The organism is Streptomyces sp. MI02-7b (genome assembly GCF_033793585.1).
Classification (GTDB): domain Bacteria; phylum Actinomycetota; class Actinomycetes; order Streptomycetales; family Streptomycetaceae; genus Actinacidiphila.
Window position 1 is genome coordinate 243,302 of record NZ_JARAWX010000012.1, and the last position, 22,318, is coordinate 265,619.

General features: G+C 71.7%; 19 protein-coding genes, 1 tRNA gene and 2 pseudogenes. 10 read left to right on the top strand and 12 right to left on the bottom strand.

Annotation, left to right across the window (positions count from 1 at the left end; genetic code table 11):
* The first annotated feature begins 36 nt into the window (after window positions 1-36).
* Window positions 37-852 (top strand): helix-turn-helix transcriptional regulator, encoded by an 816-nt coding sequence (locus tag PV364_RS21640; protein WP_319661786.1) that lies wholly within the window; start codon window positions 37-39, stop codon window positions 850-852.
* A gap of 111 nt (window positions 853-963) precedes the next feature.
* Here the strand turns inward: PV364_RS21640 and PV364_RS21645 are convergent, their stop codons facing one another.
* The 3 genes from PV364_RS21645 to PV364_RS21655 form a co-directional block, all read right to left on the bottom strand.
* A complete protein-coding gene (locus PV364_RS21645) occupies window positions 964-1,758 on the bottom strand; it encodes a hypothetical protein (RefSeq protein WP_319661787.1) in 795 nt (264 codons plus the stop codon).
* Window positions 1,759-1,761: 3 nt separating this feature from the next.
* Window positions 1,762-2,313 carry an RNA polymerase sigma factor gene (locus PV364_RS21650; RefSeq protein WP_319661819.1) on the bottom strand — a complete coding sequence of 184 codons (552 nt, stop codon included), beginning with the start codon at window positions 2,311-2,313 and terminating at the stop codon, window positions 1,762-1,764.
* A gap of 121 nt (window positions 2,314-2,434) precedes the next feature.
* On the bottom strand, window positions 2,435-2,839 hold the full coding sequence (locus PV364_RS21655; RefSeq protein WP_319661788.1) for a hypothetical protein: 405 nt from the start codon (window positions 2,837-2,839) through the stop codon (window positions 2,435-2,437).
* A 193-nt stretch (window positions 2,840-3,032) separates the two neighbouring features.
* Between PV364_RS21655 and PV364_RS21660 the strand changes: the two genes are divergently transcribed.
* The 3 genes and pseudogenes from PV364_RS21660 to PV364_RS21670 form a co-directional block, all read left to right on the top strand.
* A complete protein-coding gene (locus tag PV364_RS21660) occupies window positions 3,033-3,599 on the top strand; it encodes a hypothetical protein (RefSeq protein ID WP_319661789.1) in 567 nt (188 codons plus the stop codon).
* Window positions 3,600-3,636: 37 nt separating this feature from the next.
* Window positions 3,637-5,982 (top strand): bifunctional polysaccharide deacetylase/glycosyltransferase family 2 protein, encoded by a 2,346-nt coding sequence (locus PV364_RS21665; RefSeq protein WP_319661791.1) that lies wholly within the window; start codon window positions 3,637-3,639, stop codon window positions 5,980-5,982.
* 74 nt (window positions 5,983-6,056) lie between these two features.
* A pseudogene (locus PV364_RS21670) lies at window positions 6,057-6,558 on the top strand (aquaporin family protein); the annotation flags it as partial.
* A 992-nt stretch (window positions 6,559-7,550) separates the two neighbouring features.
* Here the strand turns inward: PV364_RS21670 and PV364_RS21675 are convergent.
* The 7 genes from PV364_RS21675 to galU form a co-directional block, all read right to left on the bottom strand.
* Window positions 7,551-7,624: transfer RNA gene (locus PV364_RS21675), tRNA-Ala, on the bottom strand.
* A gap of 57 nt (window positions 7,625-7,681) precedes the next feature.
* Window positions 7,682-8,536, bottom strand: a complete 855-nt coding sequence (locus PV364_RS21680) for a hypothetical protein (RefSeq protein ID WP_319661792.1) — start codon at window positions 8,534-8,536, stop codon at window positions 7,682-7,684.
* Between the two features lie 140 nt (window positions 8,537-8,676).
* On the bottom strand, window positions 8,677-9,297 hold the full coding sequence (locus tag PV364_RS21685) for a GNAT family protein (RefSeq protein WP_319661820.1): 621 nt from the start codon (window positions 9,295-9,297) through the stop codon (window positions 8,677-8,679).
* Window positions 9,294-9,782 (bottom strand): molybdenum cofactor synthesis domain-containing protein, encoded by a 489-nt coding sequence (locus PV364_RS21690; RefSeq protein WP_319661793.1) that lies wholly within the window; start codon window positions 9,780-9,782, stop codon window positions 9,294-9,296. Before PV364_RS21690 ends, PV364_RS21685 begins: the two co-directional genes overlap by 4 nt.
* Window positions 9,779-10,261, bottom strand: a complete 483-nt coding sequence (moaC, locus tag PV364_RS21695) for a cyclic pyranopterin monophosphate synthase MoaC (RefSeq protein WP_319661794.1) — start codon at window positions 10,259-10,261, stop codon at window positions 9,779-9,781. The genes PV364_RS21690 and moaC overlap by 4 nt, the downstream gene beginning before the upstream one ends.
* Window positions 10,262-10,316: 55 nt before the next feature.
* Window positions 10,317-11,669: a gephyrin-like molybdotransferase Glp gene (gene glp, locus PV364_RS21700; RefSeq protein WP_319661795.1), complete on the bottom strand. Its 1,353-nt coding sequence runs from the start codon at window positions 11,667-11,669 to the stop codon at window positions 10,317-10,319.
* Complete coding sequence (gene galU / locus PV364_RS21705) at window positions 11,666-12,574, bottom strand: UTP--glucose-1-phosphate uridylyltransferase GalU (protein ID WP_319661796.1); 909 nt, start codon at window positions 12,572-12,574, stop codon at window positions 11,666-11,668. The genes glp and galU overlap by 4 nt, the downstream gene beginning before the upstream one ends.
* 81 nt (window positions 12,575-12,655) lie before the next feature.
* On the opposite strand from galU, the gene PV364_RS21710 reads away from it, so the two are divergent.
* The gene (locus PV364_RS21710) at window positions 12,656-13,264 is read left to right on the top strand and encodes a 5-formyltetrahydrofolate cyclo-ligase (protein WP_319661797.1); all 609 of its coding nucleotides are present in this window, start codon (window positions 12,656-12,658) and stop codon (window positions 13,262-13,264) included.
* Between the two features lie 81 nt (window positions 13,265-13,345).
* Here PV364_RS21710 and PV364_RS21715 read toward each other — a convergent pair whose 3' ends face one another.
* Complete coding sequence (locus PV364_RS21715) at window positions 13,346-16,198, bottom strand: penicillin acylase family protein (protein WP_319661798.1); 2,853 nt, start codon at window positions 16,196-16,198, stop codon at window positions 13,346-13,348.
* A 210-nt stretch (window positions 16,199-16,408) separates the two neighbouring features.
* Between PV364_RS21715 and PV364_RS21720 the strand changes: the two genes are divergently transcribed.
* The 4 genes from PV364_RS21720 to PV364_RS21735 all read left to right on the top strand — a co-directional run bounded on the left by PV364_RS21720 (window position 16,409) and on the right by PV364_RS21735 (window position 21,008).
* Window positions 16,409-17,908, top strand: coding sequence for a potassium/proton antiporter (locus PV364_RS21720; RefSeq protein WP_319661821.1), 1,500 nt, complete (start codon window positions 16,409-16,411; stop codon window positions 17,906-17,908).
* A gap of 291 nt (window positions 17,909-18,199) precedes the next feature.
* Entirely contained in the window at window positions 18,200-19,444 is a 1,245-nt protein-coding gene (locus tag PV364_RS21725) for an MFS transporter (RefSeq protein WP_319661822.1), read from the top strand.
* 66 nt (window positions 19,445-19,510) lie between these two features.
* Window positions 19,511-19,831, top strand: a complete 321-nt coding sequence (locus PV364_RS21730) for an FmdB family zinc ribbon protein (RefSeq protein ID WP_319661799.1) — start codon at window positions 19,511-19,513, stop codon at window positions 19,829-19,831.
* 166 nt (window positions 19,832-19,997) lie between these two features.
* Window positions 19,998-21,008: a zinc-dependent alcohol dehydrogenase family protein gene (locus tag PV364_RS21735; protein WP_415924586.1), complete on the top strand. Its 1,011-nt coding sequence runs from the start codon at window positions 19,998-20,000 to the stop codon at window positions 21,006-21,008.
* A gap of 45 nt (window positions 21,009-21,053) precedes the next feature.
* Here PV364_RS21735 and PV364_RS21740 read toward each other — a convergent pair whose 3' ends face one another.
* On the bottom strand, window positions 21,054-21,740 hold the full coding sequence (locus PV364_RS21740) for a helix-turn-helix domain-containing protein (RefSeq protein WP_319661802.1): 687 nt from the start codon (window positions 21,738-21,740) through the stop codon (window positions 21,054-21,056).
* Window positions 21,741-22,021: 281 nt separating this feature from the next.
* Between PV364_RS21740 and PV364_RS21745 the strand changes: the two are divergent.
* A pseudogene (locus tag PV364_RS21745) lies at window positions 22,022-22,318 on the top strand (hypothetical protein); the annotation flags it as partial.

Genomic DNA, 22,318 nt, shown 5'->3' on the forward strand with positions numbered 1-22,318 from the left:
CCCCTCATCAAGCCCTCCCCCTGTGAAAGCAATGCCATGAACCGAAACCACGCCCTCGCAGCGTTCCTGCGCGATCGCCGCGGCAAGGTGGAACCCGCAGATGTGGGCCTGCCCCACCAGGACGGCCGACGGGTCCCCGGCCTGCGGCGCGAGGAGGTCGCCCAACTCGCGCGTGTCAGTCCTGACTACTACACGCGCCTCGAACAAGGGCGTCAGCCCACGGCGTCGCCCTCGGTGCTCGGCGCACTCTCCCAGGCGCTGCGCCTGAGCCCCGAGGAGCACGCGCACCTGTGCACCCTGGCCGGCGTGCCTGCCCCCATCGCCCGCACGGACCGCAGCGCCTCACGCGTCGTGGGCCCCGGAGCGCAGCGCTTCATGGACCTGCTGGGCGACACGCCCGCGATCCTCTTCGGCCCCTTCATCGACGTCGTCTCCGTCAACCGGGCCGGGGCCTTCCTGTTCGCCGACTTCAACCGCCTGCCGGCCGCGGAGCGCAACGGCCTGCGCTGGATGTTCCTCTCCCCCACGGCCCGGGAACGCTACCAAGACAGCTGGCAGCAGGCGGCCTCCGAGATGGTGGGTATGTTGCGCTTGGACGCGGGACGCCACCCCGGGCACCCGCGACTCGCGGAGATCGTCGACGATCTCAGCGGACGCAGCGAACTCTTCAGCAGCCTGTGGTCCGCCATCACCGTGTCCGAGTGGAACCTCGACCACAAGGTCCTGCACCATCCGGCTTTCGGCGGCATGCGTTTCCGCAACGAGTTCGTCTCGCTGCACTCCGCGCCAGGGCAGACGCTCGTGGTCGTGATCCCGGACGATCAAACGGCGTTCCACAGGGCATTGGCATGAGATCAGCTCTGCCGGCGTGGTGTTCGCCGAGCCGTCCGGGACACGGAAGGCCTCGCTGTCTGCGTGATTGAGGAGCGCGGAACACCCTCCGACCGTGGCATCTGCGATCGGTCACTTCGGCCCGCCGGGCGGCGGCGTCTTCGGGCCGGCGGGGTGCGACGGCGGGGCAGCGTGGGTGGTTCCGCCGCCGTTGCCCGCGGCAGTGCCGGTCAGCCGGGCACAGTAGGCGGCGACTTCTCCCTTGCCGCCCGCCGCCCACTCGAGCCGCGCCTTGGAGGAGGACTCCTGCGACTTGCCATGGTCTGCCGCCTTGGCGTACGACTCGCACAGCCCCTTCAGTGCCGCGGCCGGAGGTGTGCCGGGAGCGGCCCCCGGGTGCGTGGTGGCCGGCGATGTCCGCCGGGATGTGCGGGGCAAGGCCGTGGCCGGGTCGGGGCCGGAGGTCGCGCGGGGGTGCGCGGTGGCAGTACCGGCTCCGGACGAGGTGGCGGAAGGTACCCGCGTGGGAGTGCCGGGGCCCGGGTGGAGGGGGCCCGGCAGCGTGCCGGTCTGCGCGGCGATCGCCACCCCGCCGAGGACGAAGACCGCGGCGGCGCCGCCGATCACCGCCTTGGCACGTCGTTGCCTGCTGGTCTTCTGCCCGCTCCGGCGACCGCGCCAGGAGGGCCGGGTGCGCCAGGAGGCCGTACGCAGCGCACCCTCTCGGTAGGCGTCCCGGGCCTCACGGAAAGCCGCCAGCGCCGCCCGCTCGTGTTCCGGGTTGCCCGGTGCCGGTCCGGCCGCCGCTGTGAGGACGCGTACCAGAGCGACCACCCGGTCGTCGGACTGCGCGACGTCGGCCCCGTCGAGCAGTCGCTCGACGAGGGCCGCGTCCATCCATTCCTCGTGCTCTCGGCTGTCGTTCATCCGTCATTTCTCCCTGGCGCCGCTCAGGCGGTCCGACAGGCGCTTGAGACCTCGGTGGGCGGCGATCCGTACCGCACCCGGCCGCTTGCCCAGTACCTTCGCTGCGGTGGGCGCGTTGAGCCCGAGAACCACCCGCAGCAGTACGGCCTCGGCTTGGTCCTGGGGCAGGGCGGCGATGAGGGCCAAGGCACGTTCGGTGGAGAGGTTCTCCAGCGCGGCACGCTCCGAATCCTGGCCCGCCACCGGCTCGGCGGTGCTCTCGTCCAGTGCGGTGGTTCGCGGCCTGGCCTTGATCCTGCGCAAGTGGTCCAGCGCGCGATGCCGGGCGATCGTGGCCGCCCATCCCCGGAAGGCCACTCCGTCGCCGCGGAAGCCGCGCAGATCGCGGATGATGTCGTGCCACGTCTCCGAGGCGACGTCATCGGCTTCGTCGCCGACCAGGCCTCGCAGATAGCCCAGGAGCAGCGGATGGACCTCCCGGTACAGGACACCGAACGCCGACTCGTCCCCGCTCCGGGCCCGCTGGACGGCGTCGCCCAGTTCCCCGTCGTCCATCCGCTTGCGCGGACGGACCTCCGCCTTGCCCACTACGCCCTCTTCGTGCTCGCCGACACCGCGCTACGTCTCTGTCTCGCCTCAGGACCCGGCCGGCCTCTGCCCTGGGGTCCGTCCGGCGTCACCTCCGGGCCTGGCCCACCACGGAGAAATAGAAGAGGCGCAAACTGTCCGCCGCTCCGTTCTCGTACCTCTTGAGAGCTTTTCCGAGCGGGTTCCAGACCCGCCCGTCGGGCGTACGGATCCCGAACGACTGCCCGAATGTACCGCGCTGCTCCGCGTCGAAGTCCACCCAGGCCGCTCCCGACCCGCGCACCAGCACCTCGCCGGTGTAGGCGCCGAAGCCGAGGAGCGTGCGGCTGACCGCCTCGGCGGGCGGTCCCTCGTGCCGGATGCCGTCGATGACGCGATCGACGAGGGTCAGGCTCGCCGGCGAGTAGTCGAGCCGGATTCCGGCCCCCTCCCGCACCATGGCCACGATGTCCGCAGCGAGACGGGGGCCGGATATCACCGGTGGCTTTCTCACGCCGTGCTCCATCGTGCCGCTCCGCTCATCGCAACCGTCCGCGCGGACGGCGCGGCTCCTACGGAAGGCGCAGCGCTTCGCGAAAGTGTTACACCGAGCGCGGCCCAGACGAAAGTCGGCTTTCAGACCGGGGCATATCCGATATATCCTTCGCGTCGCCAACCGGCCACCGTGGCTTGTATGGTGCGCGGCTGTGCACACCACCTCCGGTACCGACACGGCGGCCGACGATCCCCAGGGACGCGTCGTACGTCGGCATGCCGCAGCCCGACCCGTATTCGTCGACGCCTCGGGACGGCGGCAGCTGTGGGTGCGACGCACCGGCTGGTTCCTTGCCGTCCCGGCTGTCGGATACGTCGCGCTGCTGCTGAGCGCGGCCCTCGGCGGGCCGACGGTGTCCTCCCCGTACCTCCCCCTGCCCGAGGCCGGCGACCGACCCCCCGCCGTGTCCGGTCCCGGCACCGGCGGTTCCGCCTGGGGCAAGCCAACACCTACGACCACGGCTCAGCCGATGCCGTCCTCCGGCACGGGCCGCCCGGCCGGAACCCGCTCGCGCGGCGGATCCGCCGTCACCCCCGCGACCGGTGCGACCGGCACGGCCGGTGCGGCCAGTGCGGCCGGTGCGGCCGGAACTCCGAGCCCGGCCCCCTCGCCGAGCGGGTCCGCCACCGGTTCCAGTCCCGCCCCCACGGTGACCCACGGCAAGAGCAAGGCGACGACGCATCCCGTACCCGTCCACACCGGTCACGGCCGCGGATGACCCCGGCAGCCGATTCCGCCGCGCAGGAAGCACTCCGATGACGCACGCCCCCGGTACCGCCCGCTCCCGAAGACGCCGCGGACTCCGGAGCACAGGGCGCAACGTCCCCGTCCGTACCCACTGGCTGCTGCTGACCACCCTGGTCCTCACGCTCTGCTCAGCACTGCTCATCCAGGGCTACACCCAGCACATGTTCGGGATCAGTGAGGACGCGGCCGTCGCGGGCGGCGGCCCCGCCGACCGGGTTCCCACCGCTGTCGCCGGGGGCGGCCCGGTGATCGACAGCTCGGCCGTGCCGGCACGTACCGCCCGTCCCCGGCCGCACACCATCGCGCTCACCTTCGACGACGGGCCCGATCCGACCTGGACGCCGAGGATCCTGGACGTGCTGCGACGCCACCACGTCCACGCCACGTTCTTCGTCGTCGGCACCCAGGTCGCGGCGCATCCCGAACTGGTGCGGCGGATCCTCGCCGAGGGCCACCAGATCGGCATCCACACCTTCACTCACGCCGACCTCGGGAAGATCCCCGACTGGCAGCGCCGCCTGGAACTGCGCGAGGCCCAGCTGGCTTTTGCCGGAGCAACCGGTCGGACCAGCTCGCTGCTGCGCCCGCCCTACTCCTCCGGCAACGACGCCCTGGACAACCAGGACTGGGACGCGATCCGCGCGGCCGGGCAGGCCGGCTACCTGACCGTCCTGAGCACCCAGGACAGCGAGGACTGGCAGCGCCCCGGCACCGACCGCATCGTGGCGAACGCCACTCCGCGCGGCAACGCCGGCCAGATCCTGCTCATGCACGACGCGGGCGGCGACCGCTCCCAGACCGTGGCCGCCCTCGACCGGCTGCTGCCGCAGCTGAGCGCCCGGGGATTCACCGTCACGACGGTCGGCGAGGCCGTGGGCGTCCCACAGGCCGTGACACCCGCCGCCACCAAGGACCACTGGCTGGGCCTCGGCCTCATCGCGGCCCTGGACAGCACCGCGTGGGCCCTGCGGATCCTCGGCTGGCTGCTCTACGCGGCCGGTGCGCTCGCCGTCCTGCGGGCCGCCGCCGTACTGGTGGCCGCCCGACGGCACGTCCGGATGCGCCGCACCACATGGGGGCCGCCGGTCACCGAACCGGTCAGCGTCATCGTCCCGGCGTACAACGAAAGTGCCGGTATCGAGGCCGCCGTTCGCTCGCTGCTTGCCTCCGACCACCCCGTCGAGATCATCGTGGTCGACGACGGCTCCACCGACGGCACCGCCGACCTCGTCGACTCCCTCGGCCTCCCGTCCGTCCGCGTCTTCCGGCAGCCCAACGCGGGTAAGCCCGCCGCGCTCAACACCGGGATCGCAGCGGCCTCCCACGATCTGCTCGTGATGGTCGACGGCGACACCGTGTTCGAACCCGACGCCGTCCGCGCGCTCGTGCAGCCGTTCGCCGACCACCGCGTCGGAGCGGTCTCCGGCAACGCCAAGGTCATCAACCGCGGCGGCCTCCTGGGCCGCTGGCAGCACATCGAGTACGTCGTCGGGTTCAACCTGGATCGCCGCCTGTTCGACCTGGCCGAATGCATGCCCACAGTCCCCGGGGCCGTTGGCGCGTTCCGCCGCGGCGCCCTGTTGCGCGTCGGCGGGGTCAGCGACGCCACCCTCGCCGAGGACACCGACCTGACCATGGCGCTGTGCCGGGACGGCTGGCGGGTGGTCTACCAGGAGGACGCGGTCGCCTGGACCGAGGCGCCTGCCTCGCTCGGCACGCTGTGGCGGCAGCGCTACCGCTGGTGCTACGGCACCCTGCAGGCCATGTGGAAGCACCGCGGCGCCCTGCTGCAGAGCGGCGCGGCGGGCAAGCTGGGCCGCCGGGGACTGGTCTACCTGCTGCTCTTCCAGGTCCTGCTACCGCTGTTGGCCCCGGTCGTCGACATCTTGGCCGTGTACGGCCTGGTCTTCCTCGACCCGGTCCGGATCCTGGCGCTCTGGCTGGGCTTCCTCGCGCTCCAGGCCGCCATGGGCGTCTACGCCTTCCGGCTCGACGGCGAACCTGCCGGACCGCTGTGGAGCCTGCCCCTACAGCAATTCGTGTACCGGCAGTTGATGTACCTCGTGGTCATCCAGTCGGTGGTGACCGCGGTCGCCGGATCGAGGCTGCGCTGGCAGCGCATGGAGAGATACGGCAGCCTCTCCGTGCCCGGGGCCGGAACGCGACCCCAGCCTGCGCCCGTGCACCTGCCGGATCCCTCAACTCCCCTCGCAACCGACCTGGCCGACACATGGTTGAGGGAAGCACAGGCCTCCACACGCTCCACCGACGTCCGCTACCTCCGCAGCGGCGAGACCTCGGACCTGCTCGAGGAACCTGCCGGCACGCCGTGGAACGGCGAACCGGGCTGGTAACGGGAACGAGCGGCACCGGGCTTGGAAGCCCGGTGCCGCTCGGCGTTGCAACCCGAGCCGGAGACCTCACCCTTCACCCGGTTGTCACCCTCGCCGAGTGGTGGACCTCCCGCCGCGAGGGCGGGGATGGGGACGGGGTCGACACCAGCGAAGCCATTTCCTACCTACCGGCCCAGATCGTCGGGGCGACCACCGGCGCGGTGCCGGCGGACGCCATACTCGGTGAGCCGCTGGTGAAGTGGTCCACGCACGACCGTTCGGCAGGGCATCTGCTGCTCGGCGAGGTCGTCGCCACAGCGGGCCTGGTGCTGCTGATCTTCGGGCCGGCCCGCACGCAGCGGCTGCATTTCGCGCCGGTCGCCGTCGCGTCGTTACATCGGTGCCGCCTACTGGTTCACCTCCTCGACCTCCTTCGCGAACCCCGCGGTCACCATCGGTCGGGCCTTCTCCGATACCTTCGCGGGCATCGCCCCCGGCTCGGTACCGGGCTTCATCGGCACGCAGATCATCGTCGGCCTCGTCGGCCTGGCCCTGGTCGCGCTGATCCTCACCCGACCCGAGAAGTCATCTCGCTGACGCAGGCAGTCGTCAACGGTGACGAAGCCGCCGTGGAGCCCGGGATATTGGGGCCCACGGCGGTCGCTCGGCCGATCAGCGAAGCCGATACGCGCTACGTCGTGGGAGCGCAGATCACGTACGCCTGGTAGTTGCCGCCACCCACGCCGGCGGTCGCAAACCAGCCGTTGGCCAGATCACCGGCGTTCGACCCGCTTCCGTTGGTCGTGGGTACAGACGTCGTCAGCGGGTTGTGCGCCCCCGTGCCGGACGGTACGCCCCCACCGCCCAGCGCGACCTGCCCCGACGGGCAACTGACGAATGCGAAGACGGCGGGCGCCCCGACGACCACACGGGCGTTGGCGACGCCCGACGGACCAGCCGGCCCCGCAGGACCACCAGGGCCAGCAGGCCCCTGCACGCCGGTTTCGCCCTGCGGCCCCGCAGGCCCCTGCGGCCCAAGAGGGCCCGGCTGCCCCGGCGGACCGTCGGCTCCGGTGTCACCCTGTGGCCCCAGAGGGCCCGCAGGGCCGGCAGGACCCTGCGGCCCGACCGGACCGGGCGGCCCAGGCGGGCCTGGAGGACCGGGGCGGCCCGGACGACCCAGGCAGTAGCCAGGTGGGTACGGGAAGAAGCGGCACGGGCAGAAGGAACCGTTGTAGGCACGAAGCTCCGTACCCCGTGGCGTGGTGCCACCTTCCGCATGCGCCACACTTGTCACGGCGTTCGAGGCCAAGGCCAGAGCGCTCGCGACCAGTGCCCAAAGACGTAGGAGCTGTCACGGACAGCGGCGAGCCCACAACCAAGAGTCGCCCCGAGTAGCCGGGTGTGCACATTCAGTGGTTAAGGTGAGTGATAGCCGTACCGGTGCCGAAGCCGCAGTTCGGACGGGCTTCCCGAAGCGGAATCCTCGCCGTACCCGGCCCGGAATACAGAAGATCCCACCCAGACAACCAACCTGGATGGGATCTCGTGAACCGTTCCCGACCTGAGTCGGGAGTAGCCCGTTGTTGTGGACCTGAGGGGATTCGAACCCCTGACCCCCTCGATGCGAACGAGGTGCGCTACCGGACTGCGCCACAGGCCCTTGCAACGAGGAAAACTCTAGCATCCCGGCGGGGGTGCTCCGCTCACCCCCGGCGGGTCACTCGTTGGCGGCGCGGGGGCGGTCGCGGTCGGAGTGCTGGTCGAAGAGGGGGGTGCGGCTGCGGTCGCGGGTGCGGCGGGGGGTGACGGGGGCCGTGGAGAAGGTGGGGCGGGGAGCCGGGACTTCCCAGGTGTCCTCGGTGGGGGTCCGCTGCTGGTCGACCCACTCGGCGTGGTCGGTCTGCTCCACGAGGGCGCGGCGGTCGGCCGTGGCCGGCTCCTCGGGCGGGGGCAGCGGCGCGGGCTCGGCCACGTCGGGGGCCTCGGGGGCGTGCTCACGGACCGTGCGGGCGTCACGGAGACGCTTGGCGGCCTCCGCGGCGCGGCGCTGGTCGAGCTTGACCTCGAAGCGGCGGCGCTCCTGCGCCCGCAGGTGGGCGATGTAGATCGTGAGCAGCACCGCGGGGATGCCCGGGGCCCACAGGAAGGCGACACCGCCGACGGCGGCCACGATCATGCCGAAGGTGAAGCCGAGGAAGAGCAGCGTGGTGGTGCGGCGGCGCGCGGCGAGCACCTTGGCCCGCGGATTGGGCTTCTTGGTCTTGGACTGCGCCCCGGCCTGCGCCTGCGGCTTGGCCTGCAGAGGCTTGGGCTGGGCCGGCACCTCGGGCGCGGGCACGGCAAGGTCCCGGACGTCGACCGCGGGGTCTCCCTCGGTCTCCTCGTCCGGGTCCGCCGTTTTGGCGTACCTGCGCTCCAGCGCCGCGCGTCCGGACAGCAGCCGGATGGCGGTGCTGAAGCGTTCCGTCGGGCGCGCTTCGTTGAGCTCGTCCTGCCTACGGAGCCACATCGGCACCAAGTAGGCAGCCCAGGCCCCGACGATGACTGCGTAGATGAGGCCGCTGCTGCTCACGCATCACACGGTAGGGGGGTTCGCGACGGGGGATACGCAATTTGGCGCGGTGTGTCGCACGATCTGGCTGATACGCCGAAATTTTTTTCTGATTGCGTTCGTGCGAGAGTCGGATCGGCGACGTATTTCGAACAGATATTTTATTTGTGAGCTGTGCCGGGTCGCGCCTGATGCCAGCGGTGCAGCATTCCCTCCGGCACCTCCTCCGCCGTCAGCGCGAACACCAGATGATCGCGCCACGCCCCGTCGATATGCAGATAGCGGGGGCGCAGTCCTTCGTCGCGGAAGCCGAGTTTCTCCACCACGCGCCGGCTCGGCCGGTTCTCCGGCCGGATGCACACCTCGATGCGGTGCAGGCCGACCGCGCGGAAGCAGTGGTCCACCGCGAGGGCGACGGCGGTCGGCATCACGCCGCGCCCGGCGACCGCCTCGTCGACCCAGTAGCCGATGTGGGCGCTGCACATGGAGCCCCAGGTGATGCCGGCCACGGTGATCTGCCCGGCCAGCCGTCCCTGGTACTCGATGACGAACGGCATCATGCGGCCGGAGGCGGCCTCGTGGCGCAGGTGCCGGACCATCTGCCGGTAGGTGGGCCGCAGGGCGAGGTGGCCGGGCGGGGCGGGCGGCACGGTGGCCTCCCACGGCCGCAGCCAGTCGCGGTTGCGGCGGTTGACCTCGCGCCAGGCACGCTGGTCGCGCATCTTTATCGGGCGGAGGAGGACGTCCCCGTCCGCCAGCTCGGCCGGCCAGGACACGTTCAGCTCGGTCTCCCAGACATAGGGTGGTCGCCGCCGCGGAGCTGGTCGACGGCGTGCACCAGCAAGGGGGCCAGCACGGCCAGCCCGTCCTTGACACCGCCGGTGGATCCGGGAAGGTTCACCACCAGGGTGCGCCCGGCCACGCCGCACACGCCACGGGAGAGCGCCGCCGTGGGCACCTTCTCCCGGCCGGCGGCGCGGATGGCCTCGGCGACGCCGGGGATCTCGTAGTCCAGCACGTCGCGGGTCACCTCGGGGGTGCGGTCGGTGGGCGAGACGCCGGTGCCGCCGGTGGTGACGACGACGTCGTAGCCCTCCGCCACCGCCTGCCGCAGGGCGTGCCCGACGGGCTCGCCGTCCGGGACGACGCGCGGGCCGTCCACGGTGAAGCCCAGTTCCGCGAGCCCGGCGACGACGAGAGGGCCGCCCCGGTCCTCGTAGACCCCGGCGGCGGCGCGGTTGGACGCGGTGATCGCGAGCGCCTTCACGAGCTACGGCTCCAGTCCCCGGACTTGCCGCCGGTCTTCTCCTCGACCCGTACGTCCGTGATGACCGCGCCCTTGTCCACGGCCTTGACCATGTCGACCACGGTGAGCGCGGCGACGCTGACCGCGGTCAGGGCCTCCATCTCGACGCCCGTGCGGTCGGTGGTCCGCACGGTGGCGGTGATGTCGACGGAGGAGTCGCCCACGGCGAGGTCCACCTTCACCCCGGAGACCGCCAGCGGGTGGCAGAGCGGGATCAGGTCGGGGGTGCGCTTGGCGCCCATGATGCCGGCGATGCGCGCGGTGGCGAGGGCGTCGCCCTTGGGGACGCCCTCGCCCCGCAGCAGTTCGATGACGCGCGGCGAGACCCGGACCCGCCCGGTGGCGCGTGCCGTGCGGGTGGTGACGTCCTTCGCGGAGACGTCGACCATACGGGCCGCGCCCGCGTCGTCGACGTGCGTCAGGCGCTGCTGTTCTGTCATCGCTACGGACACTCCCACTGCTCGCGCGTGCTCGCGTGGGCAGTACGCTACCCGCTCAGTCGAGCAGTACCACGTCGACCTCGGAGCCCGCGGCGATCTCCGTGACGTCCTCCGGGACCACGATCAGCGAGTTCGCGTGGGCGAGTGCCCCCACCAGGTGGGATCCCGCCCCTCCCACGGGGGTGACTGTGCCGGCGGTGGCCTCGTAGCGGCCGCGCAGGAACTGGCGCCTGCCCTTCGGCGAGGACGTCACGGCCGCCGGGCAGACCGCCCGCAGCGACGGCCGGTGGACCGGCTCGACGCCCATCAGCGTGCGGATGGCGGGGCGCACGAACAGCTCGAAGGAGACATACGCGCTGACCGGGTTGCCCGGCAGCGCGACCAGCGGGGTGCGCTCCGGCTCCACGGCCGCCTCCTCGTCCTCTCCGGAGGGCTCCGTCTCGGCGCGGGCGCCCGCGTCGACGAAGCCGAATCCCTGCGGCTTGCCGGGCTGCATGGCCAGCGTGCGGAACTCGATCTCCTCGCCCAGCGCCTCCTTCACCACGTCGTACGCGCCGACGCTGACGCCACCGCTGGTGACCACCAGGTCGGCGCGGATCAGCTGGTCCTCGACGGTGGCGCGGAAGGTCTCGGCGTCGTCGGCGACCGCCCCGACGCGGTACGCCTGGGCGCCGGCGTCCCGCGCGGCGGCGGTGAGCATGTAGCTGTTGGAGTCGTGGATACGGCCGGGGCCCAGCGCCTCGCCGGGCGGGACGAGTTCACTGCCGGTGGACACCACGACGACCCGCGGACGGGGGCGCACCCGCACCGCGGCACGGCCGACGGCGGCGAGCAGCGCGATCTGCGGCGGCCCCAGCACCGTGCCCGCGGCAAGGGCCAGTTCACCGGCGGCCACGTCGCTGCCGCGGGCGCGGACGTGCGCGCCGGCCTCGACCTGCCGGTAGACCCGGACCTCGCCCGAGGACGCCTCGGGCGAACGGCTCGCGGCGGACATGCCGGTGACCGGGCCCGCCTCGCCGCTGCCACCGTCGGTCCACTCGACCGGGACGACGGCCTCGGCGCCGGGCGGCAGCGGGGCGCCGGTCATGATCCGCGCGGCCTCGCCCGGGCCGACGGTCGGCGGCTCGCCGCTGCCGGCCGCCACGTCACCGATGACCGTGAGCACGGCCGGGTGCTCGTCGTCCGCGCCCTGGGTGTCGGTGGTGCGGACCGCGTAGCCGTCCATCGAGCTGTTCTCGAAGGGCGGCAGCGACACCGGCACCATGACGTCCTCGACGAGCACGCACCCCTGGGCGTCGAGCAGTTGCAGCTCGATCGGCTCCAGGGGCCTCAGCTGCCGGAGGATGTTGTCGAGGTGTTCCGAGACGGACCAGACGCGATCGGCACCGGCGGCCGTGCTACTGCTCAAGCTTGCATCTCCTCGTTGACGTACGAACGCAGCCAGGTCCGGAAGTCCGGGCCCAGGTCATCACGTTCGCATGCCAGTCGGACAATGGCACGCAGATAGTCGGCGCGGTCTCCGGTGTCGTAGCGCCGGCCCTTGAAGATCACGCCGTGCACGGGGCCGTCCGGGCCGCCCTCCTGGGCCAGTTCGCGCAGGGCGTCGGTCAGCTGGATCTCGCCGCCGCGGCCGGGCTGCGTCTTGCCCAGCACACCGAAGATCGCCGGGTCCAGGACGTAGCGGCCGATGATGGCGTACGAGGAGGGCGCCTCGCCCTGTGCGGGCTTCTCGACGAGGTCGGTGATCCGGACCACGTCGTCGTCGTCGGTGGGGACGATCGCCGCGCTGCCGTAGAGGTGGATCTGGCCGGGATCGACCTCCATCAGCGCGACGACGCTGCCGCCGTGCCGCTCCTGGACGTCGATCATGGTGCTGAGCAGCGGGTCGCGGGGGTCGATCAGGTCGTCACCGAGCAGGACCGCGAAGGGCTGGTCGCCGACGTGCGGTTCGGCGCAGAGCACCGCGTGGCCGAGGCCCCGGGGGTTGCCCTGGCGGACGTAGTGCATGGTCGCCAGGTCGCTGGACTCCTGGACCTTGGCGAGCCGGGACTCGTCGCCCTTGCGGGTCAGGGCCTCTTCGAGCTCGTAGTTGCGGTCGAAGTGGTCCTCGAGCGGGCGCTTGTTGCGGCCGGTGATCATGAGGACATCGGAGAGGTTGGCCGCGACGGCCTCCTCGACCACGTACTGGATGGCGGGCTTGTCCACGACCGGAAGCATTTCCTTGGGTGTCGCCTTGGTGGCGGGGAGGAAACGGGTGCCGAGGCCGGCTGCGGGGATGACAGCCTTGCTGATCCGAGTACGCGCGTGAGTCATGGTCTGCACAATATCCGCTGCATATGAGGTGAAGATGAAGTTCCGGTTGCATGACGGGTATAGGCGGCGATTGTGGGCCAAATGAGTGGCAGTCACGGTAGCAAGGCCGAGTTGCGGAAAACCCTCCTGCGGATGAGGAGTGGGTTCACGGAAGGTTTCCGCGAGGAGGCGGAACGGGGAATCGCCCGGCACGCGCTGGAGTTGCCCGAGCTGTCCGGAGCGTCCAGGACTGTGGCGGCCTACGTCTCGATGGGCGCGGAACCTGGCACCCGTGCGCTGCTGGAGGCGCTGCGCGAGCGCGGCGCGCGGGTCCTGCTGCCCGTCCTGCTGCCCGACAACGATCTGGACTGGGCGGCCTACGAGGGCCCGGACGCGCTCGTGCGGACGTCGCGCGGCCTGTACGAGCCCACCGGCCGCCGCCTCGGCCCGGACGCCGTCACGGGCGCCCACGCCGTGCTGCTGCCCGGTCTCGCCGCCGACGCGAACGGCCTGCGCCTGGGCCGCGGCGGCGGCAGTTACGACCGCGTGCTGACCCGGCTGGAGGCGGGCGGGGCGACGCCGGCCCTGGTGGTCCTGCTGTACGGGCACGAAGTGCTGGAGCACGTGCCCGCCGAGCCGCACGACCGGCCGGTGGACGCGGTGGTCACCCCGGACGGCGTGCGGCGCTTCGGGCGGCCGGGGAGCCGCTGAACGCGCGAGGGGGCGGGCCCGCGGGCCCGCCCCCTCGACGTACGTCCACTGCCCGCGCCCCGGCGTGGTGGCGTCAGCGCTTTACGGCGTCAGCGCGAGCGTGTCGTCGGTGCTCGCGTCCACGGACTGCTTGGTGAACGCCCACGGCAGCAGCTCGCCCTTGGCCCACTTCGTCGTCTGGTCCGAGTAGTGCGCGCTGTAGGCGTGCCCGGAGGCGCCGGTGAGGTTGATCCACCGCGACTTGTCGAAGTCGTCCAGCGAGACCACCATCCGCATCGACGGCACCCAGACCACCTCGTAGCCGCCGGCCGCGTTCCAGCCGGTGGCGTCGACCGCCGCCTCGCCGCCGCCGAGGTTCCAGGGACCGCGGTTGAGCAGCCAGCGGACGACGGCAGGACCGCCGGTGCCCAGCGTCTGGTTGCGCAGCTCCAGCTGGTGCAGCCGGCCCCAGCTCCAGGTGTCGATGTTCTTGCCGAGCTTGGCGGTCAGCTCGTAGCGGGCGTCCTTCATCGCCTGGGCGAGCAGCTCGTCGCGGGTCGTGCGCGGCTTGCCGCTGTCCTTGTCGAAGAAGGCCGTGGGGGACGTGGTCCACCACGGGTTGTCCTCGTCCTTGATGATCGACCGCACGACCTCGAACCAGCGGTCGCCGCCGTCCGGCTGCGCCTGGTCGGCGTCGCGCTGGCCGCACTCGCGCACCAGCTTGGACTTGCCGCTGAGGTCGTCGACCGGACCGGACCGGTCGGTCGCCGGCACGGTCAGGCACTGTCCCTTCGGCCGCAGCTCCTTGGGCAGCTTGTTGCCGAAGGCGAGCTTGAGGGTGTTGCGCCAGACCGCGTTGAAGTAGGCCGCGGCCGCGGAGTCCGCGTCCTGGTTGTAGTCCCAGCTCTCCAGCAGCTTCTGCGCGTTGCGGACGTAGTCGTCCTTGTCGTTCTTGATGTCGATCTTCAGCAGGTACGGCACCAGCAGCTTGGCGATCTCGCTGCTGCTGTCGCTCTGCATCTTCTGCATGTCGTCCATCGAGACCAGCCCGCTGTCCTTGATCTTGGACGCGATCAGGTCGTTGATCCGCTGGCTCCGCGTGCCGTAGCCCCAGTCCTGGGTGAGCAGGTAGGGGTACTTGCGCTGGTCGACGACGGCCTGGTTGGCGGTGACGATGTAGCCGCGGGGCGGGTTGAACTCCCACGGCATGGCGTCGAACGGGATCGGCTTGCCCCACTGGTACTTCGGGTCCCAGCCGGGGGCCGGGTAGGTGCCGTCGTAGCCCGCGGCGCGGGTCGGGACCTGCCCGGGGGCCTGGTAGCCGATGTTGCCGTGGTCGCCCTTGCCGTCGGCGTAGATCAGGTTCTGCGAGGGGACGGCGAAGTCGCGGGCCGCGGCGCGGAACTCCTCCCAGCCGGTCGCCGTGTCCAGCTCGAACACCGCGTCCATCGTCTTGGACGGCTGCAGGGCGGTCCACTTCAGGGAGATCGCGTAGCCGTTGCCCCGGTCGGGCGCGGAGTTGTCCACCGGCGCCCGGTCGCCGACCTTGAGCAGCTCGGAGCTGCGGTCGGAGACCACCGGGCCGTTGTTGGTGCTGCGGACGGTGATCGTGCGGTCCGCTCCCCCGGCGACCTTGATCGTCTCCTGGCGGGTCTTGAGGGGCAGCTGCTTGCCGTCGTAGAAGTAGCTGTCGTCGCTCAGCTTCTCCAGGTACAGGTCGGTGACGTCGGCTCCCAGGTTGGTCATGCCCCAGGCGATCGACTGGTTGTGGCCGATGACCACGCCCGGCATTCCGGAGAAGGTGTAGCCGGCGACGTCGAAGGGGCAGGCCTTGGAGACCGCCGTGCAGTGCAGGCCCATCTGGTACCAGAGCGAGGGCATCTGGGGCGCCAGGTGCGGGTCGTTGGCGAGCAGCGGCTTGCCGGTGGTGGTGTGGCCGCCGGCGACGACCCAGGAGTTGGAGCCGATGCCGTTGCCGTTGGGGCCGAGCAGCGCCGGGATCTGGTCGAGGGTGCCGGAGAGCGAGGCGAGCTGCGACTGCAGGTTGCCGGCGGCTTCGTCGACGGTCGAGCCGGTGTCGGTGCTGGTGCCGGTTCCCGTCGTGCCCGTGCCCGTGCCCGTTCCCGTTCCCGTCTCGGTGCCGGTGCCAGCGCCGGTGCCGGTGCCGGTGCCCGAAGTGTCGCCGGACGCGCCGCTCGTGGCGGAATTGGGTGGTTCGTACGCACCCGTGACGGTATTGACCGTTCCGCTGTCCACGATCGTCCGGTGCCGCGCGTACGGATACGCCGGGTAGAGACTGGCGATCTGCTTCGCGTTCAACCGGCTGGTCAGCAGCGCGCGGTCGATCTCGTCCTGCATGTTGCCGCGCAGGTCCCAGGCCATGGCTTTGAGCCAGGCGACCGAGTCGACCGGCGTCCACTTCTCCGGGGTGTAGTCGTTGGTCAGCGACAGGGCCGCGTACTCCACGGACAGGTCGGCGCCCTTGTGGCCCGCCAAGTAGGCGTTGACACCGTCCGAGTAGGCCTGCAGGTAGTCCTTGGTGGTCTGCGAGAGCTTGGTGTCGTACTCGGTCTGCGCGACCTCGCGCCAGCCCAGCGTGCGCAGGAAGGCGTCGGTCTCCACCTGGCCGCTGCCGAACATCTCCGAGAGGCGGCCCGCGGTGAGGTGCCGGCGCACGTCCATCTCGTAGAAACGGTCCTGGGCCTGGACGTACCCCTGGGCGCGGAAGAGGTCCTGCGGGGTGTCCGCGTAGATCTGCGGGATGCCGTTGCCGTCCCGCTTGACCTGGACCGGCCCGGACAGGCCCTTGAGCTGCAGGGTGCCGGCGGTCTGCGGGAGGGACGCGCGGACGGTCGCCACGCTCCAGTACGACCCGAAGGCGATGCCCGCCACCAGCAGGAGTACGACCCCGATCACGATCAGGCGCACGCGGCGGGACTTTGTCTTGGGGGGCATCGATGTCCTTCGAGGGCAGGGTGGACCGATTGCTAGGGGCCACCTTAGGCGTAGTGCCCAGCGGCCTCCCAAGCGGTGCCGGAAGCGAGGACGGAAGCTGTACGGAAGCGGTGCAGAAGCCGCTCCCGGACGGCCCGTGGAGATCGCAGCGACCTCAAGCACAGGTAAAATATTAGGCAAGGCAATGAACTGCAGTGAAAGGACGGGCTCCTGACTGTCGACCGCCTCAACGAGCTCCTGCTGGTGTGCGCCGCCGTGCTGCTCATCGCAGTGGTCGCGGTGCGCCTGTCGTCGCGCAGCGGACTGCCGACCCTGCTGATCTACCTGGGCATCGGCGTCGCCATCGGGCAGGACGGCCTCGGCGTCAAATTCGACAACGCCGAATTGACCCAAGTGCTGGGATATGCGGCACTTGTGGTGATTCTGGCCGAAGGTGGTCTGGGCACCAAGTGGCGCGAGATCAAACCGGCGGTTCCCGCCGCCACGGTGCTCGCGACCCTCGGGATCGCGGTCAGCGTCGGCGTCACCGCGGCGGGCGGCCACTACCTCGTCGGGCTCGACTGGCGGCAGTCGATCATCATCGGCGCCGTGGTGTCCTCCACCGACGCGGCGGCGGTCTTCTCCGTGCTGCGCCGGGTGCCGCTGCCCACGCGGCTGACCGGTGTCCTGGAGGCCGAGTCGGGCTTCAACGACGCTCCCGTGGTCATCCTGGTCGTCGCCTTCTCCGAGCACTGGCCGGTGCACAACTGGGGCGTCCTGCTGGGCGAGATCCTCCTGGAGCTGGCGATCGGCGCCGTCGTCGGCCTGGCGGTCGGCCTGCTCGGCGCGTACGCCCTGCGGCACGTGGCGCTGCCCGCCTCCGGCCTCTACCCGATCGCGGTGATGGCCATCGCCGTCCTCGCGTACGCGAGCGGGGCCATGGCGCACGGCTCCGGCTTCCTCGCCGTCTACGTCGCCTCCGTCGTACTCGGCAACGCCAAACTGCCGCACCGGCCCGCCACCCGCGGCTTCGCCGAGGGGCTCGCCTGGATCGCGCAGATCGGGCTGTTCGTCCTGCTGGGCCTGCTCGTGACCCCGCACGAACTGGGCGACGACATCGTGCCCGCGATCGTCGTCGGGCTCGTGCTGACGATGGTGGCGCGGCCGCTGTCGGTGACGGCGAGTCTGCTGCCCTTCCGAACGCCCTTCCGCGAACACGTGTTGCTCTCCTGGGCGGGACTGCGCGGCGCGGTACCCATCGTGCTGGCCACCATCCCGATGGTGGCCGAGGTCGAGCAGAGCGAGCGGATCTTCAACATCGTCTTCGTGCTGGTGATCGTCTACACCCTGGTGCAGGGGCCGACCCTGCCGTGGCTCGCCAAGATGCTGCGGATCGACGACCCGGGCGCCGCCGAGGACCTGGGCATCGAATCCGCCCCGCTGGAACGGCTGCGCGGCCACCTGCTGTCGATGCGCATCCCCGACCGGTCCCGTATGCACGGCGTGGAGGTCAACGAACTGCGGCTGCCGCCCGGGGCTGCGGTCACGCTGGTCGTCCGCGAGGGCAAGAGCTTCGTACCGCTGCCGACGACCGTGCTGCGGACCGGCGACGAACTCCTGGTCGTCGCGACCGACCCGGTGCGCGACAGGGCCGAGGCGCGGCTGCGCGCGGTCGGCCGGGGCGGCAAGCTGGCCGGATGGCTGGAATCAGGCCGCGAAACCAGCCGTTAACATGGCTGCACGACAGTCACCACCAACTCTGCCTGACGCAGAGCTGGCGCGACCGCCCGGCGGCCGGACACCCGGTATCTACCTCGGTCAAGCGCGAGAGGACAGCTCTCGGCGCACCGTACGCGACCAGGCGTCCAGGGTGCGCTACCAGGCGGCAGAAAGGCCCGGGCCGTGGCATCCACGGTCACTCGCTCCTCCCGTCGCTCGCCGCTGAGGCCCCACCGGGACCGGCGCGAACGGCGCGGCCTCCGGGACCGCGCGTCCGGCGCGGGGCGCCCCGGTTACGGACAGCTGCTGCGCACCCCCGGTGCGTGGACGTTCCTGCTGCCCGGGTTCACCGCCCGGCAGCCCTTCGCGATGCTGACGATCGGCATCGTGCTGCTGGTGCAGCACACCACCGGCTCCTACGGCACCGCGGGGGCGGTGTCCGCCGTCACCGGCGTCGCCATGGCGCTGTTCGCCCCGCAGAGCGGCAAGCTCGCCGACCGCTTCGGCCAGGGCGCGGTCCTCGTACCCGGTGTGATCGTGCACACGGCGGCCGTGACGCTGCTGGCGCTGCTCGCCCTCGCCCACGCCCCGCTGTGGGCGCTGCTGGCGATGGCGGTGCCGGCGGGCGCCTCCGTGCCGCAGATCGGGCCGATGGTGCGCGCCCGCTGGGCCGCCACCCTGCCGGAGAACTCCCCGCTGCTGCAGACCGCAGCGGCCTTCGAGTCGGTGACCGACGAGTTCACGTTCGTCATCGGGCCGGTGCTGGCCACGGCGCTGAGCACCGGCGTCCACCCGGCGGCCGGGCTGCTGGCCGAAGCTGCGCTGACGCTGGCCGGCGGTCTGATCTTCGCGGTGCAGCGGCGGACCGCTCCGGCGCCGGCCGCCCGCACCGCGGACGGCGCCCGTGAGCGGCAGCCCTCGGCGCTGACCGTGCCGGGCGTGCGGGTGCTCGCGGTCGCCTTCCTCGGCATCGGCGCCGTTTTCGGCGGCATGCAGGTCTCGATGACAGCCTTCACCGAGGAGATCGGGCGGCCGGGCATCAACGGCCTGCTGTACTGCACCTTCGCGGCGGGCAACATGCTGGCGGGCATCGTCTGCGGCGCGGTGGCCTGGAAGTCCGGGCCCCGGCGGCGGATGGTCGTCGGCTACACCGCGCTGACCGCGGCCACCTCGATGCTCTGGGCTGCGCACGCCGTTCCGCTGCTCGGCGGCCTCGGGCTGCTGGTGGGGCTGACCATCGCCCCGGCACTGATCACCGGCTACACGCTGGTGGAGTCGCTGGTGCCCGCGCGGGTCCGCACGGAGGCCTTCACCTGGCTGACGGGGGCGGTCGCGCTCGGGCAGGCGGCGGCAGCCACGGCCGCCGGCCGGCTCGCGGACGGCATCGGTGCGAGCGCCGGATTCACCGTGCCCCTGGCCGGTACCGCACTGGCGCTGATCACCTTGCTGGCACTGCGCGGCAGGCTCGCCCCGCGGTCCGCGGGACTGGTCGCGGCACGCGGCGACGGCAGTGGTATCGGTCACCGAGTGGCGGTCACGGTGGACTGACGCCGCGGAATGCTGCACTATTGACCGTCGTTAGCACTCACTGAACCAGAGTGCCAGGAGGAGCAAGTGCCGACCTACCAGTACCAGTGCACCGAGTGCGGCGAGGGCCTCGAGGCGGTGCAGAAGTTCAGCGACGACGCGCTCACCGAGTGCCCGGCGTGCCATGGCCGCCTGCGCAAGGTCTTCTCCGCGGTCGGCGTTGTCTTCAAGGGTTCCGGTTTCTACCGGACCGACAGCCGCGGCTCGTCGTCCAGCAGCGCCCCGGCGGCCAAGGCCGGCAGCGGGTCCGACGCGAAGTCGTCGGCGACGTCGTCGTCCTCGTCTTCTTCGAGCTCCTCGGGCACCGGCGGCTCCTCGTCGAGCTCGGCAAGCACCTCCGCCGCCTGAGCGGAGTGCTCGCGCGGCCGCCTGAGCGGATCGCCCGAGCGGCGCCCCACTTTCGGGTGAAGGCCCCCGTCGACCACGACCGGGGGCCTTCGGCGTACCCCGCCGTCGTCCCCCGGGTCGTTTCGCCGTGCGTGGGGACGGCCCCGGGCCGCAGACTGGAGACATGCTGTGCGGTTGGGTCGTCGACCGGCCCGGTCCCATGCTCACGGAGCCGCTGGTGCGCGTCGGGCGGCCGAAACCGGTGCCGGGGCCGAGGGAGCTGCTGCTGCGCGTCGAGGCGTGCGGCGTCTGCCGGACCGACCTCCACCTGGCCGAGGGGGACCTTCCCCCGCACCGTCGGGAGACCGTGCCCGGGCACGAGGTCGTCGGGCGGGTCATCGCCACCGGTGAGTTCGCCGGCCGATTCACCGAGGGCGACCGGGTAGGCGTCGCCTGGCTGCGCGGCACGTGCGGGAACTGCGTCCACTGCCGGTCCGGCCGGGAGAACCTGTGCCCCGACTCCCTCTACACCGGCTGGGACGCCGACGGCGGCTTCGCGGACTTCACCACCGTCCCGGAGGACTACGCGTATGCGCTGCCCGAGGACGCCGGCGGCCGCGACGCCGTGCACCTGGCGCCCCTGCTGTGCGCCGGGATCATCGGCTACCGCGCGCTGCGCCGTAGCGATCTGCCGCCCGGAGGACGCCTGGGCATCTACGGCTTCGGGGCCTCGGCGCACATCGCCGCACAGGTCGCGCTGGCCGAGGGCGCGACCGTGCATGTGCTGACCCGGTCGGCGAAGGCGCGCGAGCTCGCGCTGGAACTCGGTGCGGCCTCGGCGGCCGGTGCCGACGCCAGGCCCCCGGAACCACTGGACGCGGCGATCCTCTTCGCGCCCGTCGGCGATCTGGTGCCGGTGGCCCTGGAGGCCCTGGACCGCGGTGGCACGCTGCTCGTCGCCGGCATCCACCTCACCGACGTCCCCACGCTCAACTATCAGCGCCATCTGTTCCAGGAACGGAATCTGCGCAGTGTCACCTCCAACACCAGACAGGACGGACAGGAGTTCCTGGCGCTGGCAGCCAGGATCGGGATCCGGGTGACCGTCACCCCGTATCCGCTGGACCAGGCGGACCGGGCCCTGGGGGATCTGGCCGCCGACCGCGTCAACGGCGCCGCCGTGCTCGTACCGGACTGAGGCACGCGGGGCGCGGCACATGGCACATGACACATGGGGCGCGGCTCACTCGACGCGTATCAGGCATCCCGTGACGTTGGACGGGACGATGCGTATCCACAGGTCGTCGGTGCCGTCGGCCCACGGGTCGGGGTGGGCGCCCTCGGCCAGCGCACGCACCTCGTCGGAGTCGGTGACGTGCTCGACGATTCCGAGAAGCAGCACGCTCCAGCCGGCGCTGAGGCACGCGTCGAATCGATCGACCTCGAAGGCGACCTCGATGCCGTGCCCGGCGGCCGGCGGGGCCTTCGGCGCCGTGCGGTAGACGATGGTGCCGTCGACCACGGAGTAGATGACCGGCACCACGGCGGGGTGACCGGTGGCGGTGGTCAGCGCGATCCTGCCGACGTCCTGTCCGGCCAGCCGGTTCCAGCACTCACCGGCGTCGAGGTCGCACGGCACGGGCTGTCCGGTCGCCACCTCGTCCGGGCAGTTCTCGGTGTCGCCCCCGAGCAGCCGGCTGGCCGTGGTCCGCAACGCGCCCGCGAGGCGGAGCAGGGCATTGGTGCCGATGGTGTGATGGCACTGCTCCTCGATGTAGCGCACATAGCTGGGTGTCATCCCGGCCCGTGCGGCCACTTCCTCGCGGCTGAGGCCCAGTTGCTCCCGCCGCTGTGCGACGCGGCGGGCTACGTCGCCCGGGTGGGACCTGGCGTTTCCGGACAGGTCGTCGTGCAAGGTCTGCCTGGGCACGTCGACCACCTCCCGTTGTCGGGCTCAGGCGCTTCGCTTCACTGACCAGCACATCACCGCCGGGGCCGTGCCGCCAGGTCTGGGCCCTTTGTCCCCTCGACCGGGCGACGAAGTTTTCCACAACCCGCGAGTAATCCACAGGCCGGGAACGGCCGTCGGCGCGCTGGTGCATCGTGGTCCGTGCCGCCCCGGACCGCCGTCTGCGGCAGGGTCCGGCGGTGCCGACGAGTGCCGCGGGTGGTCCCGGTGACGGGTCTGACGATGTGGAGGGTGTGACGGATATGGAGAGTGTGACGGGCATGAACGGCATGAACTGCGTGGACAGTCTGGGCGGGGTGGACGGCATGAACGGTGTGACGACCGCGGCTGCGGGTGCGAGTGCGATCCGCCGGGCGGGCGCCGGGGCGCCGGCGCCGTGCCCGGTGCCGGACTTCGCACCGATCAGGGCGGGCGGCGGAGGCCACCGCCTGCGGCGGTTGCTGCGCCGCCGCCGACGGATGGCCGCGGCGGGTCTGGCCATTGCGGCCGCGGCGGTCGCGGCCGCCGCACCCCGGGAGGCCCCCCGACCCGCGTGGTCC